A 14,727-nucleotide genomic window follows, 5' to 3' on the forward strand; every position below is an offset into this window, starting at 1 on the left:
ATGATTGCGAAGCGGGCACTCTATCTGGGAGGAGTATCTCTATGGACCGTCGTTCATTTCTGAAGACGTCTGCACTGGGCGGCACAGCCGCCGCCGCGACGACCTTGGCCGCACCTGCATATGCCCAAGGCAAGCGCACACTCACAATGGTAACATCATGGCCACGCGGCTTTGCCGTTCTGGACGATGCGGCCACATACCTCAACAACATGGTCAATGAGATGTCTGACGGCACACTGACCATCGACAAAAAAGCCCCCGGTGAACTGGTTGGCGCGTTCGAAGTGTTCGACGCCGTTTCCTCCGGTCAGGCCGACATGTACCACTCCGCTGACTATTACTTCATCGGTCAGCACCCTGCCTATGCGTATTACACAGCCGTGCCTTTCGGCGGCACTGCGCAAGAGCTGACAAACTGGTACCACCACGGTGGCGGCCACGAGTTGCACAACGAACTGGGTGAGATCTTTAACCTCAAGTCCTTCCTTGCTGGTAACTCCGGGTCACAGTCCGGCGGTTGGTTCCGCAATGAAATCAACTCCGCCGCAGACTTCAACGGTCTGAAATTCCGCATGCCGGGCCTTGGCGGCAAAGTGCTGGGTGAACTGGGTGCTTCTGTTCAGAACATCCCCGGTGGTGAACTGTATCAGGCGCTGTCATCCGGTGCACTCGATGGTCTGGAGTGGGTTGGCCCGTTCGCGGATGAACGCGCGGGTTTCCAGGAAGTCGCGAAAGTCTACTACACCGCTGGTTTCCACGAGCCGGGCTCTGGCCTTGCGGCTGCAGTAAACCTTGATGTCTTCAATGAGCTGTCTCCGGCACATCAGAAGATCATCGAATACGCAGCGATGGCGACAACACACACCCAGCTTGCCGAAACACTGGCCAACAACGGTGCGGCGTTGACACGCTTGCAGGCACAGGGCGTGAAAACCCTTCAGTTCCCTGACGACGTCTGGGACGCCTTCGGTGCGGCGTCTTCCAAGGTGATGGACGAAAACATGGGCGATGAGCTTTTTGCACGCACACGCGAAAGCTTTGAAGCCTCGCTTACATCGTCTGCTGAATGGCTGTCCAAGTCTGACGCATTCTATGTTGAGCAGCGCGAGCGCGTCCGGAACGCAGGCTAATCCTGCCACCATTCTATTCCAGGGGCCGCAGTTTTCGCGGCCTCTGGGCACACGAAGAGACCATCATTGGGATGATGGTCGTCTGCGAAAGCAGGGCATCAAGCCCGGCACGCATGGGAGGGGACAATAATGGCAGATGAAATCGTATGTTCGGGATTTTTCCGCGCAGCTGAGGGTGCAAAGCTCAGCTGTCTTGATAAATTCCAAGATAGCGGCATGATCCAGTTCTTTTTCGGTAACATACTGGAAGCCTTCTATAATTTCTTCGCCGCATTGCTGAACCCCGGTATGTGGCTCAACTGGTCGAACGGTGAATCGCTGATGCGATTCATTTACTACGGTGCATCGGTTGAACTTTTCTTCGTCTCGCTGACCCTGCTGATGATCATCACGGCATATGGCATGTATAACCGTGCGTTCATGTGGGGCTGCGTTCGGGGCCTTGAGGGCTTCGTGAACAGGGTGGGCAGGTTCTTTGCCTGGGCCGGTCTGCTGATGGTGCTGCAACAGATAATTATCGTCTTCATGCAGCGGATTTTCACCCGGCCGGACATCTCGATTGGCTTTGGCATCCCGCTGCAATTCGACATCTCGTGGTTTGCAGAAGAGTTGAAACTTTTCAATGCCTTGGTGGTCTGTCTTTGTGTGTCATACACCTTTGTACAGGGCGGGCATGTCCGGGTTGATCTGTTTTACGCAGGCGCAAAATTCCGCACCAAAAAGTTCGTCGACATGTTCGGCGCGCTGTTTTTCATGATCCCTTTTGCAGTGGTGACATGGCTTTATGGCTGGTTCTTCATGTGGCGCCATCTGGTCACGCCAAATCCATCCGCGTCCGACCGATTGGATTTGCTGTTGCGTAAATCCAAATTGCTCAAGTGGAACGTCGAAACCATCGGGTTCTCACCCAACGGCTTCAACGGCTATTTCCTGTTCAAACTGCTGCTGATTGCATTTTGCCTGATGGTGATGTTGCAAGCGGTGGCCGTCTTTTACCGCAGCTGGTGCGAATTCCGCGAAGGGCCAGAGAGCGAAAACAAATATCTCGACAAGGACACACTTGGCGAGGGCGAAGAAGCCTATGAGGGAACCCACTGATGCTGTTTGGTCTCGACGGGGTCGAAGTCGGCCTGATCATCGTTTTTGTCTGTCTGTTTGGCGGCATCCTGTCTGGTTTCCCGGTGGCCTTTGCCATTGGGGGCGCGGGTATCATTTCGTTTGGCATCATTGCCGCAATGGACAGCGCGGGGTTGCTGATCCATCAGGCGATTGACACCTCAAGTGCCGCCTACCGTGATCTGGTCAACTCAGGCATCAAACAGGATACGATATCTGTTTTCAGGTTTCCTGATCTGCCGCGCATGGCAGAATCGGTGTTTCCGCAAGGCTGGGAAGTCGCCCTTGACCGCAACGTCAGCTTTATCGTGAATCGCATGAACGAACGTGTGCTGGCGGGTCAGTCGATTGAGACATTGCTGGCGGTTCTGATGTTCGTCTTGATGGGCATCACGCTGGAACGCTCCAAAATCGCCAACGATCTGCTGACCACAATGGCGCGTGTGTTTGGCCCGCTGCCAGGTGGTCTGGCTGTTTCCATTGTTGTGGTTGGGGCGTTTCTGGCGGCGTCAACCGGCATCGTCGGGGCAACGGTTGTGACCATGGGCCTGCTGGCGCTGCCCACGATGTTGCGCAACGGCTATTCGCCCGAACTGTCGACCGGCGTCATTGCGGCCTCTGGCACCTTGGGACAGATTATTCCGCCCTCAATCGTGATTGTTTTGCTCGGCACGCTGGCCGGCGACCTCTATTCCGCTGCACAGGAAGCGCGCGCAACCGCTGCGGGCTGTACCGACGCGCTGACGTTCCTGGGCGAACCTGCGGTTGTCTCTGTTGGCACGTTGTTTCAGGCGGCTTTGTTGCCGGGGATCCTGCTTGCGCTCCTTTATGCGCTTTATGCCTTTGGGTATGCGCTGCTTAACCCTGACAAGGCACCAGCGGTGCCCATGGGGTCCACCAATGCAGAACCTGTGACGCGCGGCGAGGCGTTCACGTGGTTCCTTGGCGCGCCGGTTCTTTTGATCGTCGGCACAATTTTCCTTGGCAACCTTGGCATTGTCGGTAGTCAGTCCACAACGGTATCAAGCTATTCAGACATCGGCGATGCAGCCAGTCTGCGCACCAAAGTCGGTCCTGACTGTCAGGCGGCGATGATTGATCTGCACGGTCAGGAAAAATGGGATGCAGCACTTGCCGAACAGGCCATAATCGATGCCGCTGGTGGCATCGTGCAAAGCGAAAAGCTGAGCGAAGAAGCGTTGGCCGAAAAGCAAGCATTGAAAATCTCGGATGCCGCACCGATTGGTACGGGCGTGGCGATCATCCTGATCCTGCTTTCGCTTTTCATGACAACAGCACGTGGCGTGTCACCGTCATCGGATGCCCGGCCATTGATCATCGGGGCAATTGGCGTCGTGCTGACCGTGTTGGTTGATATTTTGCTGGTGGGGCCACAGACGACGTCGGGCACGATGGTTGTGCTGATGGCACTCCCCTTTGCATTGGTGATGTATGGTGTCGTCTATGCGACCAAGCTCTGTGTCGGCAATGAATTGATCCGTGTTGTGTTTCCACCGCTGGTGTTGATCATTGCAGTGCTGGGTTCAATCCTGGGCGGGATCACCAACCCGACCCCTGCGGCTGCTTTGGGTGCAGGTGGGGCGCTGATGCTGGCGGCGTATCGCAAGCTCAAGGATCAGGACAGGTCGCCCAAGGTCGTCATCTGGTCAACGCTGGCAATCATCATCTGTATCCTCGTCGGCGTGAACTTTGATCTGCGGATCAATCAGGCCGGTGTGAGCTTCGAATCCTGGATCGCCTTCTTTGTGGCCTATGCGGCCTACCTCTATGCGGTCTTTGGTCTGCTGTTTTCCTGCTGGATTTTGTACACATCCGGCGTGCTCAGCCCGGTTGTCCGCGAAACGGCCAAGGTCACATCCATGGTGTTCACCATTCTGATCGGGTCGCAACTGCTGAACCTTGTCGTGATCAGCTTTGGCGGTGAACATTACATCCAGCAATTCCTCAAGAGTTTCGACAATGAACTGACAGTGTTCCTGATCGTGATGCTGGTGCTCTTTGTGCTGGGCTTTGTGCTCGATTTCCTTGAGATCATCTATATCGTGGTGCCGATTGTCGGGCCGGTGATCTATGGCGGTACGTTTGACCCCAAATGGGTCACCATCATGATCGCGGTGAACCTGCAGACCTCGTTCCTGACGCCGCCCTTTGGTTTTGCGCTGTTCTATCTGCGCGGGGTCGCACCGGCCAGCGTGACAACCGCCCATATCTATCGCGGCATCATCCCGTTTGTCTTGATCCAGGTGGCGGGGCTTGCGATTCTGTGGCTGTTCCCTGCGATCGTGACAATCGTGCCGGATCTGATCCCGAACTGATATTGGCGGCCGTTCTGAATATTTTGAGGGTGCCCAATGCTTGTGGGCACCCTTATACATTTCAGGGCATAACAGGGGGCCTGATTGCCGCTTTTTCAGCACGTACATAATCGAAAAATGAGGGAGGTGCCTGCCTGCGCCTAACGGCGGCTGCGGGCCATGTCGGGCAGGGCGATGTTGGCGACCTGCTCCGAAATCGGATCATTGCCAAGCGGGTGGCTGTCCGGTTCAAAACTCTCAGGGTCTTTGAGCTTTTGCCAGGCACCGCCCATATAGATCTCAAGCCCTGAAAACTTGGCCTTGTAGCCCATTTTCTGGCTGCCCGGCACCCAATATCCCAAATAGACATAAGGCAGACCCGCCGCACGGGCGATTTCGATGTGATCGAGAATAATGTAGTTGCCCAAGCCGTCGCGGGGACGGTCGGGCGTATAGAACGAATAGACCATACTGACGCCATCGCTCAGAACATCCGTCAGGCAAACCCCGATCAATTCCCGTGTGTCGGGGTCGGTATATTCGATCACCCGGCTGCGAATAGGTGTTTCCTCGACCATCGCGGCAAACTCGAACACATCCATGTCGGCCATGCCGCCGTCTGCATGGCGGCTGTCGAGATAGCTGCGAAAAAGCGCATATTGATCTTCGGTCGCCCAAGGGGACGTGGCACGACGGATCAGGTGTTCACTGCGCTTAAGCGTGCGTTTCTGGCTTTTGCTGGGGGTAAATGCGGCCACATCAATACGCGCGGACAGGCACGCGGCGCAGTCAGAGCAGGACGGACGATAGAGCACATTCTGTGAGCGTCGGAACCCTTGACCAGACAGGCTGTCATTCAGCTCGGCAGCATTTTCACCCTGCAACGCCGTGAACAGCTTTCGCTCCATCCGGCCCTCAAGATAGGGGCAGGGCTGGGGGGCTGTCACATAGAATTGTGGCGTTAATGGAAGCGTATGGCGCATGAGATTCCGTGGTTAGATGTCAGATGATAACAACCCACCCGCCAACCGCCAAGTAGCGTTTTGCCAAACGGTTACACGCCGCGACGGCGGTTCACGGCAACCGAGCCAAGCACCATATCCGACAGACCTTGCTTGCGCGCGGAAACGCACATCAAAACAACCGAAATCAATTGCAGCGGGGCCACCGCCCATGAAAAGGAATAGCCAAGCGTGTGAAAGAGCGCTGTGCCGAAATCAAAGGGCTGATCGCGCAGATCGCGCAACTCCATCCCCATCAGGCGCATGCCCCAGGTGGCGGATCCCGTGGTTATCGTGATGACCCGGTAGATAAACCCAATCACCAGCATCAGAAACGGGAAAAAGAAGATGCCCGTGAATGCGGTAAAGGGCAGGATCATCAGGCACATTGCAATGATCACAATCATGTCCACCACCCACGCCAGCAAGCGTTTGGTGGGAATACCATCGTAGAATTCAGGTTGCGTATCCGGGTCGGGCGTATGGGGCATCTAAAAACATCTCTGACATGGTTTTGCCCCCCAACCAAAGGTCGGGAGGCGGGGGGAGGTTTGGTCTGTGCTCAGGCCTCGGCGGGGCCTTCGCTGCGCTTGGCGCGTTCGTTCATGAACTGGTCAAACTCTGCCTTGTCCTTGGCTTCCCGCAGACGGGTAAGGAAAGCTTCAAAGTTTGTTTGCTCTTCTTCCAACCGGCGCAGGGTATCGGCCTTGTAGGCGTCAAAAGCGGCGTTGCCGGTGCTGCGTGTCGGCATTGAAAAGCTGCGGCTGCGGGTTGCGCAGAATTTACCAGAAAACATGCGTTTACTCCAGATCATGTACATCAAAAGGGCAAGGCCAACAGGCCAGAAGAAGACAAAGCCGAGAACCATCGCGGCGATCCATGCGCCTTTTCCTTTGTCATCAAGCCAACCCTCTGCGCGGGCAAACCAGCTGGCGCGCGGGGCAAAGCCTTGCTCGGAGGTAAGTGTGGTCATCTGTTTGGTGCCTTTCGGGTCAAGAGGGATGGGCCGCGAGGCCCTGAGGGATTATGAATGTGAATGTCCTTCACATCACCAAGATTGGCATTTGCAGGCGTGCTTGCAAGGGGTAATGTGAAGGTTTTTTACATTTATCTAATTTATGATTTGAAATCAGTAATTTGCGCGCCAGAAATAACGACAATTTTTTGCGGTGACAGTCCAAAAACATGGTGCGGCGTGCCTGCAGCCGCCCAAATAACGTCGAAATCCAGCAATCTGCGGTCGAACCATGCGCGCGGTTTGGTCAGATGCCCAATCGGGGCGACACCGCCAATCGCGAACCCGGTCTGGGCACGGATCAGGGCCGCGTCCGCTTTACCCAAGGGTTCCCCGGCAAGGGCGGTGGCAAGGGTCAAATCAACCTGATTGCCGCCCGCCGTGATAAAGAGCAGGGCCGTGCCCGACCTCTCACTACGCAGGATGATGGATTTGGCAATCTGATCGACAGCACAGCCAAGAGCCGAAGCAGCGTCTTGTGCTGTGCGGGCAAGGGCGGTTTCGCGGATATCCGCGGCGATCCCGGCGCTCTGCAGGCAGGCGTACACACGTTTCAGGCTCTTGCTCATTGCGCGACACTGACGCAAAGCTATGGGCATGACAACACGAACGCTCGCCGCTCAAATCACTCAGACACCGCGCATTTATCACAAAGATCGCGCCACCGAAGCTGCAGCACTTGTTGCTGGTGCCGAGGCTGAGGTGCGCGACCTTGTCAGCGCTGCGGCATCCTGCGCACCCTATCTGCTGGGACTATTGGCCAAAGAGGCGGATTGGTTCCTGAATGCGGCAGAGGCCCCCCAAGAGGCGGTCGAGCAGGTGATTGCGGATGCGGCGGGTTTTGATGCAGCCGCGCTGGCAGATGGTCTGCGACAGGGCAAACGGCGGGTCGCCCTGATGGCGGCGATTGCGGATTTGGGCGGGGCGTGGTCATTGGAGCAGGTGACCGGGGCGCTGACAGATTATGCCGACGCTGCCTGCGCTGCGGCGTTGCGGGCGGGTCTGGCGGCACAGATCAAACGCGGCAAACTGCCCGGCATGACCGAAGATAACCTGCATGATGCGGCAGGCATGGTTGTTCTCGCCATGGGGAAAATGGGCGCGCGAGAGCTGAATTATTCCTCTGATATCGACCTCATCTGTCTGTTTGACGAGACCCGTTTTGACGCGGCTGATTTTCACGACGCGCGCACCGCCTTTGTGCGCGCCACCCGCGCGATGAGCGGCACGTTGAGTGATCTGACCGGCGAGGGCTATGTGTTTCGCACCGATCTGCGCCTGCGGCCTGATCCGGCTGTCACGCCCGTCTGCATAACGATGGAGGCGGCAGAACGTTATTATGAATCGCTAGGCCGGACATGGGAACGGGCCGCCTACATCAAGGCGCGGCCTTGTGCGGGGGATGTGAAAGCCGGCAAAGCATTTCTCAAGACGTTGCGCCCCTTTGTCTGGCGCAGGCACCTTGATTTTGCGGCGATTCAGGACGCCCATGACATGCGCCTTGCAATCCGCGAACACAAAGGACTGGGGGGCCCGATCACCTTGCCGGGGCACAATATGAAACTTGGGCGCGGCGGCATCAGGGAGATCGAGTTTTTCACTCAGACGCGACAATTGATCGCGGGTGGCCGTGACCCGGACCTGCGGGTGCGTGGCACCTGTGACGGGCTGACCGTCCTGACCGACAAGGGGTGGGTGCCGGGGGATGTGGCCGAAACCCTGACCAATCACTACCGCCATCACCGCACCATAGAACACCGTTTGCAGATGGTTCAGGACGCGCAGACCCACACCTTGCCAAAGACCGATGCAGGTTTTGACCGCCTGGCCTGTATGGTGGACATGGACACGCAAGCGATGCAGGACGACATTCGCGCGCGTCTGAGTGCCGTGCATGAGCTGACCGAAGGGTTCTTTGCCGCGTCGCGTGCACCCGGCGACAAACCGGATGCGGCCCCACATCAATTTGATTCGCAGGTGATTGACCGATGGCTCAGCTATCCGGCGCTGCGCAGTGATCGGGGGGCCGAGATCTTCGAGCGGCTCAAGCCCGGTTTGCTGGCGCGCCTTGCCACATCGGCCAAACCGGATGAAGCCTTGCAGGCCTTTGATGGGTTTCTGGCCGGACTGCCCGCCGGTGTACAGCTTTTCTCGCTGCTCAAGGCCAATCCGCAACTGGCGGATCTGCTGATCGATATCGTCAACACCTCACCGGCATTGGCACAGCACCTGTCGCGCAATTCCGGGGTCTTTGATGCCGTGATCGGCGGTGATTTCTTTAGCGATTGGCCGGGGCGGGATGCTTTGGTCAGGCTTTTGGACGAAGAACTGGCGGCAGAGGCGGATTATGAGACTCGCCTTGATGCCTCGCGACGCTGGGCGCGCGAATGGCATTTTCGGATCGGTGTGCATCTGTTGCGTGGGTTGATCGACGCCCAGACGGCAGGCGCGCAATATGCCGACCTTGCGGGCGCGGTCCTGACCGTGCTCTGGCCGGTGGTGATTGATCAGTTCGCCACCCGGCACGGCCCTCCACCGGGGCGCGGTGCGGTGATCCTTGGCATGGGGTCGCTGGGCGCGGGGCAGCTGACCGCGACCTCAGATCTGGACATGCTGGTGATTTATGACGCTGACGGCGTTGAAAGCTCGGATGGCAAACGGCCGCTTGCGTCCCGTTTGTATTATGCGCGCCTCACGCAGGCGCTGATCACCGCGATGACCGCACCAATGTCGCAAGGCAAACTCTATGAAATCGACATGCGGTTGCGCCCGTCGGGCAATCAGGGGCCTGTGGCGACCAGCCTTGCCAGTTTTGAAAGCTATCAAAAGACTGAAGCATGGATATGGGAACATCTGGCCCTCACCCGAGGGCAGGTGGTCGCAGGGCCCAAGGCCTTGGCAGATGACGTTGAAAAGATGCGCCAGGAGGTGCTGACCACCGATCAGGACCGCGCCAAAGTTCTGAGCGACGTCGCCGAAATGCGCGACCGGATTGCGGCATCCAAAACACCTGATGGGGTTTGGGATGCCAAGATCGGGGCGGGACGGCTGCAGGATATCGAATTGCTGGCACAGGCAGGTGCATTGATCGCCGGGCAGGGTGCGCGCGACATCCCAAATGGCCTTGCAGCAGCGCGTGATGCCGGGGTGATCTCGTCCACAGACTGTGACGTGCTGGTCTTGGCCTATCGACAATGCTGGGCGCTCCAATGCGTCACGCGGTTGTTGTCGGCAAACCCGATTGACAGCGCCACCCTGGGCCAGGCAGGGGCGGCATTTCTGTGCAGATCACTTGACTGCGACACCCTTGACGCACTTGAGGCGCAGATGAACCAGACCTACACCACGGCAGATCAGATCATCACAGCCGCACTGCGCCCCAAAGCAGAGGCAAAGACACGACCCCAGACGAAGGACACGGCATGATCAAGGGCGATGCGCATGACCCAAAAGGGTTGATATTCGAATCCTACCGGATCGACGGCATCTCGAAGTCCGAGTGCCGCACGATTTTCTTGGATTGGGCGCTGAGCCTGCCGATTGAGAATGACACCGGAAAAACGATCTCGCACCTTTTGACGCAATATGGCGCAGACAATCCGGACCACCCGATGACCGAGGTTCTGAACGAAGGCCTGGTCAGCATGGCTGCACCGCGCAGGCGCGGCGGATGGCGGAGCCGCACGCGGAACTAGTGCGGCCTTCCGGGATGCGCGCCTTTGGTCGACGCTGTATCGTTAAATCACCGCCACAAACAGATGTGTCAAAAGCCTTTTGCGTTTTTGCGTACTTCTCTTGTAGGTTGAGGCGGGCGCTGGCTCAGGTATCAAGTGGCCGGATTGTTCTTTATCGCAACAGGCAAAAATCTACTGACGAACGGAAATATCAAAAAGAATGTCACTCGACTGGCTCATAACGCAAGTCAATCAATCCTTCGGAAATTGGAGCGACTTGGCAGGCTACCTCGCCTCTGCCCTCGTCTTTTTGACATTTTGGATGAAAACCATCGTCCCGCTGCGCATACTTGCTATTGCCTCGAATATTGCATTTATCGTCTACGGCCTGACTGCAGGTCTGATGCCCGTCCTATTGCTTCATGCGATCCTGTTGCCACTTAACATATTGCGCACCGCGCAGCAGATAACCCTGTTTCGGCGCGTCAGACATGCCTCAACCGCCCGCGCCAAAGTTGACGCGCTTTTGCCCTTTATGATGCTCAAGTCCCATCCGCGGGACACGGTGCTGTTTCTCAAGGATGACGCGGCCCTCAAGATCTTCTTGTTGCACACCGGGCAGGTTCTGGTTCCTGAGATCGGAAAATACCTTCAGCCCGGGACCCTGTTCGGTGAGATTGGGATTTTCATGCCGGACCAAAAGCGTATGGCGTCGGCCGTCTGTTCAGAAGACTGCGAAATATATGAGATTGATCATGATGATATCCTGCAACTTTGTCTTCAGGACCCGGCATTTGGCATGTTTCTGACCAAACTCATCGTGGCGCGTATGTCCGAGAACCTCAAGCAGTCGGAGGACCGAAGGTACCTCGCCACGTCGGAATTCTAACGGGTGGTGCGCATTGTCGAGATTGTCGGTGAGACGCAGTCCGGCAGTTTTCACGGCAAGAAGGCGCTAAAATCAGCATCTACCATGCCATTTAGGACACCTGGAAACACAGATCCGAAGGTTATCGTATGCTTTGGCAAACGTCTTTTCGCGCCATTTTGATAGCCTCAATGGCCTGAGAGTACACGGTAAGGTTGTTGAATGACCTTCTGAAAACTCCTTTTTGGTCTCAAACTTGCCATAATTCCCGGTCATCCTCAGGTCAACGATAAAGCCTGATCAAGAAATGAATGGGCATCAACCGAGGCACGGAGCGAGGGCGAAATGAACATAATTAAACTAATAACTCTACTCGGACTTGGCACGCTTGTGTCGGCCTGTGGTAGTGTTCCCGATATTGCCAGCCGAAATGCGCCGTTTGAGACAACAGGTGCCGCATTGGCCGCCTCTGGGGTACAAGCCCAGTTGCCGCAAGCCATGCATGTGAAGGCAATCAACGTCCGTGTCCCGCGCACTCTCAAGGTGTCGGAGGCGAACGTTTTTTATCCACGCGCAGACATCGTGTGGCGCGGTGACCCAATCGGTGACCGTCATGCCCAGATCCAGTCGATCTTTGAAACCGCGTTTGCGCAAGGCACCAGCGACATGACAGGTCCTGTCGATGTGATCCTTGACGTTGAAATTGTCCGTTTTCATTCGGTGACTGAAAAGACCCGTTATACTGTCGGCGGCGTGCACAACATGGAATTCCGTCTGACGGCGTTTAATGCTATGACCGGCCTTCCATTGGCCCCAACACGTCAGATTGAAGCGAACCTGCCGGCCTATGGTGGTGCTCAGGCAATCGCCGAAGAACGCCGCGGTCAAACACAAAAGGTCCGTGTTATCGGGTATCTGGCACAGGTAATCCGCCAAGAGTTGCAAAAGCCAGCCTAACCGGACAATGCGCGCAAGTTGGCCTTTCGCGCCAAATGAGAAATCTGTGCTTTCACACAAGCTTTGAAACGACTAGAGGGGGCGCTATGACAGCGTCCCTTAACACATCCGCCTCACCCCCGTCCGACCTACCGGTTGTGCGCCTGCTGCCCAAAGCCAACGCGCGCGCCATCCGTCACGGGTTCCCTTGGGTCTATGCCAACGAACTGGTAACCGACCGCCGCACCAAGGCATTGGCACCCGGATCCATTGCCCGCCTCGAAGACAGCGACCGTCAGGCGATGGGGGTGGTCGCGATGAATTCCAATTCCAAGATCATCGCCCGCATGCTGGATCAAAACGCCGATGCGGTGATTGATCAGGCCTGGTTCGAGGCCCATATCACCCGCGCGCTGGCCCTGCGAACGCTGATCTATGACGATCCTTATTATCGTCTGGTCCACGCAGAAGCTGACGGGTTGCCCGGCGTGATCATTGACCGTTTCGGCGATACCTGTGTCGTACAGGCGAACGCGGCCTGGGCTGATGTTCTACTGGAACCGCTCTGCGCCGCCCTTGTTGCGGTGACAGGCGTCAACACCGTTTTAAAGAACGCAGCAGGGCGCACCCGGACGCTGGAAGGTCTTGATGATGTTTCTGCGGTTTTGGTGGGCAATGCACCTGAGGCACCGATCCCTGTCCCGATGAATGGCGCGACCTATATGGCCGACCTGATCGGCGGCCAGAAAACCGGATTGTTTTATGACCAGCGCCCCAACCATGCCTTTGCTGCCCGCGTTTCGCGCGGTGCACGGGTTCTGGATGTGTTTGCGCATGTTGGTGGTTTTTCACTGGCCGCTTTGGCCGCAGGCGCACAAAGCGCCGTGGCCGTTGACGGGTCTGCGCCAGCACTGGAACTGGCTGCGCAAGGGGCCGCCGCTATGGGATTGAGCGACAAGTTCGCCACCCGTCAGGGCGACGCCTTTGATGCGCTGACCGCACTGAGGGCCGAAGGCGCGGAATTTGATGTGGTGATCTGTGATCCGCCCGCCTTTGCACCAAACCGTCAGGCGATGGAGGCCGGGCTGCGCGCCTATGAACGCATTGCACGATTGGCGGCACCTCTGGTCGCCGAAAACGGCATTCTGGGTCTCTGTTCGTGCTCCCATGCCGCTGATCTGGCGCAATTCCGCACCGTGTCGGTGCGCGGCATCGGACGGGCAGGGCGTCGGGCCACCCTGCTGCACACCGGATTTGCCGGGGCAGATCATCCGCAATTGCCGCAACTGGCCGAAAGCGGATACCTCAAAGCCTTGTTCTTCCGTCTTTGATCCATGCGGGTCGTGCTGGATGCCTGCGTGCTGTTTCCAACGGTGATGCGTGAAGTGATGTTGGGGGTTGCCGCGACTGGCGCTTTTGAACCCCGCTGGTCCGCACGGATATTGGAGGAATGGGCGTTGGCCGCCCGCAAGCTTGGCCCCGAAGGCGAGGCGCTGGCACGGGGCGATGTTGCACTGGTGAGCAGCCATTTTCCAAACGCATCTGTAAAACCCGCGCCGGGTCTTGAGGCGCGGTTGTGGTTGCCTGATGACAACGACATTCATGTTCTTGCTGCTGCGATCACGGGCCATGCAGATGTGATTGTGACCGCCAATGCCAAGGATTTCCCCCGTGGCATATTGGCCGAGGAAGGCATCGCGCGTGCGGACCCCGATGCGTTCTTGTTGGGCCACTGGCAGGCCGAACCTGACATGGTTGCAGGTGTTGGCGATCGTGTGCTGAACGAAGCGCGGCGTTTGTCCGGACAGGATTGGAACATCCGTGCATTGCTCAAAAAAGCGCGGCTGCCGCGTCTGGCCAAAGCCTTGTCTTCCTAGGTATTCCACCGCTGCTGAAGACGGGTGAGGGCGGCAATACGTTCCTGTGTTTTTGGATGGCTCAACAGCCATGCCGGGGCCGTCCCGTGATTGGTCTTGGTCAGCGCTTCAAGCTTGTTGTACAAAGATATCTGCGGGGCGACACCGATCCCGGCCTTGGTGAGCAATGCTGCGGCATAGGCGTCGGCCTCGTATTCATCGCTGCGCGACAGGCGGGCTGCCAAAAGCGTGGTCAGCAAATTGGCGATCCAGATGCCGAAGAACGGAATAAAGCGGCCCAGCACCATCGCGAGCACGGTGCGCATGGCATTCTGCCCGGAAAAATCAACCATCCGGCGGCGCGAATGACCCAAGGCGACATGGCCCAACTCATGCGCGATCACGCTGGCCAGCTCTTCGGCGCTGACCTCGCCCGCCTTGAATTTCTTATAAAATCCGCGGGTGATAAAGATGCGCCCATCCGGCGCGGCAAGCCCGTTCACCGGTTCAATCTCGTAAATGTGGACCTTGATGCGCGGCAGATCGAGGGCGGTCGCCAACTTGGTGCTCATGTCGCGCAGTGCTGGATCCATCAGAGGCGATGATTTTGCATCCAGCTCCTTGGCGGTGCGCCAGGCGGAAAACCGGTACATGGCGAGGGCATAGAGCACGGCAAGCAGAATGGGGAGGACACGGATCATAGCTCTAATATGGGGGCGTTTGGGAGTGGGGCAAGCGGTGTGCAGCGGTATTTAAGAAAGGGTGAAATGAAAGCAGGTTTTCCCGGGGTCGCGGTAACAGAGGGGCAAGGGACGA

Annotated in this window: 14 protein-coding genes; 9 read left to right on the forward strand and 5 right to left on the reverse strand. The window is 57.3% G+C overall.

All coding sequences use genetic code 11. The features are described 5' to 3' along the window. Positions 1-41 precede the first annotated feature (41 nt). The 3 genes from ACEWL3_RS06725 to ACEWL3_RS06735 all read left to right on the forward strand — a co-directional run bounded on the left by ACEWL3_RS06725 (position 42) and on the right by ACEWL3_RS06735 (position 4,582). The gene (locus tag ACEWL3_RS06725; RefSeq protein WP_114878476.1) at positions 42-1,130 is read left to right on the forward strand and encodes a TRAP transporter substrate-binding protein; all 1,089 of its coding nucleotides are present in this window, start codon (positions 42-44) and stop codon (positions 1,128-1,130) included. 129 nt (positions 1,131-1,259) lie between these two features. Beyond that, positions 1,260-2,228, forward strand: a complete 969-nt coding sequence (locus tag ACEWL3_RS06730; protein WP_386178368.1) for a TRAP transporter small permease subunit — start codon at positions 1,260-1,262, stop codon at positions 2,226-2,228. After that, positions 2,228-4,582 (forward strand): TRAP transporter large permease, encoded by a 2,355-nt coding sequence (locus ACEWL3_RS06735; protein WP_386178371.1) that lies wholly within the window; start codon positions 2,228-2,230, stop codon positions 4,580-4,582. Before ACEWL3_RS06730 ends, ACEWL3_RS06735 begins: the two co-directional genes overlap by 1 nt. A gap of 140 nt (positions 4,583-4,722) precedes the next feature. Here ACEWL3_RS06735 and ACEWL3_RS06740 read toward each other — a convergent pair whose 3' ends face one another. The 4 genes from ACEWL3_RS06740 to ACEWL3_RS06755 all read right to left on the reverse strand — a co-directional run bounded on the left by ACEWL3_RS06740 (position 4,723) and on the right by ACEWL3_RS06755 (position 7,146). After that, positions 4,723-5,544, reverse strand: coding sequence for an arginyltransferase (locus ACEWL3_RS06740; protein WP_386178373.1), 822 nt, complete (start codon positions 5,542-5,544; stop codon positions 4,723-4,725). 71 nt (positions 5,545-5,615) lie between these two features. Next, a complete protein-coding gene (locus ACEWL3_RS06745; RefSeq protein ID WP_386178375.1) occupies positions 5,616-6,053 on the reverse strand; it encodes an RDD family protein in 438 nt (145 codons plus the stop codon). A gap of 71 nt (positions 6,054-6,124) precedes the next feature. After that, positions 6,125-6,535 carry a DUF2852 domain-containing protein gene (locus ACEWL3_RS06750; RefSeq protein WP_386178378.1) on the reverse strand — a complete coding sequence of 137 codons (411 nt, stop codon included), beginning with the start codon at positions 6,533-6,535 and terminating at the stop codon, positions 6,125-6,127. A gap of 143 nt (positions 6,536-6,678) precedes the next feature. Then, positions 6,679-7,146 carry a YbaK/EbsC family protein gene (locus ACEWL3_RS06755; RefSeq protein WP_386178380.1) on the reverse strand — a complete coding sequence of 156 codons (468 nt, stop codon included), beginning with the start codon at positions 7,144-7,146 and terminating at the stop codon, positions 6,679-6,681. 28 nt (positions 7,147-7,174) lie between these two features. On the opposite strand from ACEWL3_RS06755, the gene ACEWL3_RS06760 reads away from it, so the two are divergent. The 6 genes from ACEWL3_RS06760 to ACEWL3_RS06785 all read left to right on the forward strand — a co-directional run bounded on the left by ACEWL3_RS06760 (position 7,175) and on the right by ACEWL3_RS06785 (position 13,932). Beyond that, on the forward strand, positions 7,175-10,003 hold the full coding sequence (locus ACEWL3_RS06760) for a [protein-PII] uridylyltransferase family protein (RefSeq protein ID WP_386178383.1): 2,829 nt from the start codon (positions 7,175-7,177) through the stop codon (positions 10,001-10,003). Then, entirely contained in the window at positions 10,000-10,272 is a 273-nt protein-coding gene (locus tag ACEWL3_RS06765; RefSeq protein WP_386178386.1) for a hypothetical protein, read from the forward strand. The genes ACEWL3_RS06760 and ACEWL3_RS06765 overlap by 4 nt, the downstream gene beginning before the upstream one ends. A 301-nt stretch (positions 10,273-10,573) precedes the next feature. Continuing rightward, positions 10,574-11,140 carry a Crp/Fnr family transcriptional regulator gene (locus ACEWL3_RS06770; protein ID WP_386178389.1) on the forward strand — a complete coding sequence of 189 codons (567 nt, stop codon included), beginning with the start codon at positions 10,574-10,576 and terminating at the stop codon, positions 11,138-11,140. Positions 11,141-11,464: 324 nt separating this feature from the next. Continuing rightward, positions 11,465-12,076, forward strand: a complete 612-nt coding sequence (locus tag ACEWL3_RS06775; protein WP_386178392.1) for a DUF6778 family protein — start codon at positions 11,465-11,467, stop codon at positions 12,074-12,076. Between the two features lie 86 nt (positions 12,077-12,162). Continuing rightward, positions 12,163-13,386: an RSP_2647 family RNA methyltransferase gene (locus ACEWL3_RS06780; RefSeq protein WP_386178395.1), complete on the forward strand. Its 1,224-nt coding sequence runs from the start codon at positions 12,163-12,165 to the stop codon at positions 13,384-13,386. 3 nt (positions 13,387-13,389) lie between these two features. Continuing rightward, on the forward strand, positions 13,390-13,932 hold the full coding sequence (locus ACEWL3_RS06785; RefSeq protein ID WP_386178398.1) for an RSP_2648 family PIN domain-containing protein: 543 nt from the start codon (positions 13,390-13,392) through the stop codon (positions 13,930-13,932). Here the strand turns inward: ACEWL3_RS06785 and ACEWL3_RS06790 are convergent. After that, a complete protein-coding gene (locus tag ACEWL3_RS06790; protein WP_386178401.1) occupies positions 13,929-14,612 on the reverse strand; it encodes a M48 family metalloprotease in 684 nt (227 codons plus the stop codon). The two genes, ACEWL3_RS06785 and ACEWL3_RS06790, sit on opposite strands and share 4 nt — an antisense overlap. Positions 14,613-14,727 lie beyond the last annotated feature (115 nt).

It is taken from the genome of Sulfitobacter sediminivivens (assembly GCF_042611115.2).
GTDB lineage: Bacteria > Pseudomonadota > Alphaproteobacteria > Rhodobacterales > Rhodobacteraceae > Sulfitobacter > Sulfitobacter sediminivivens.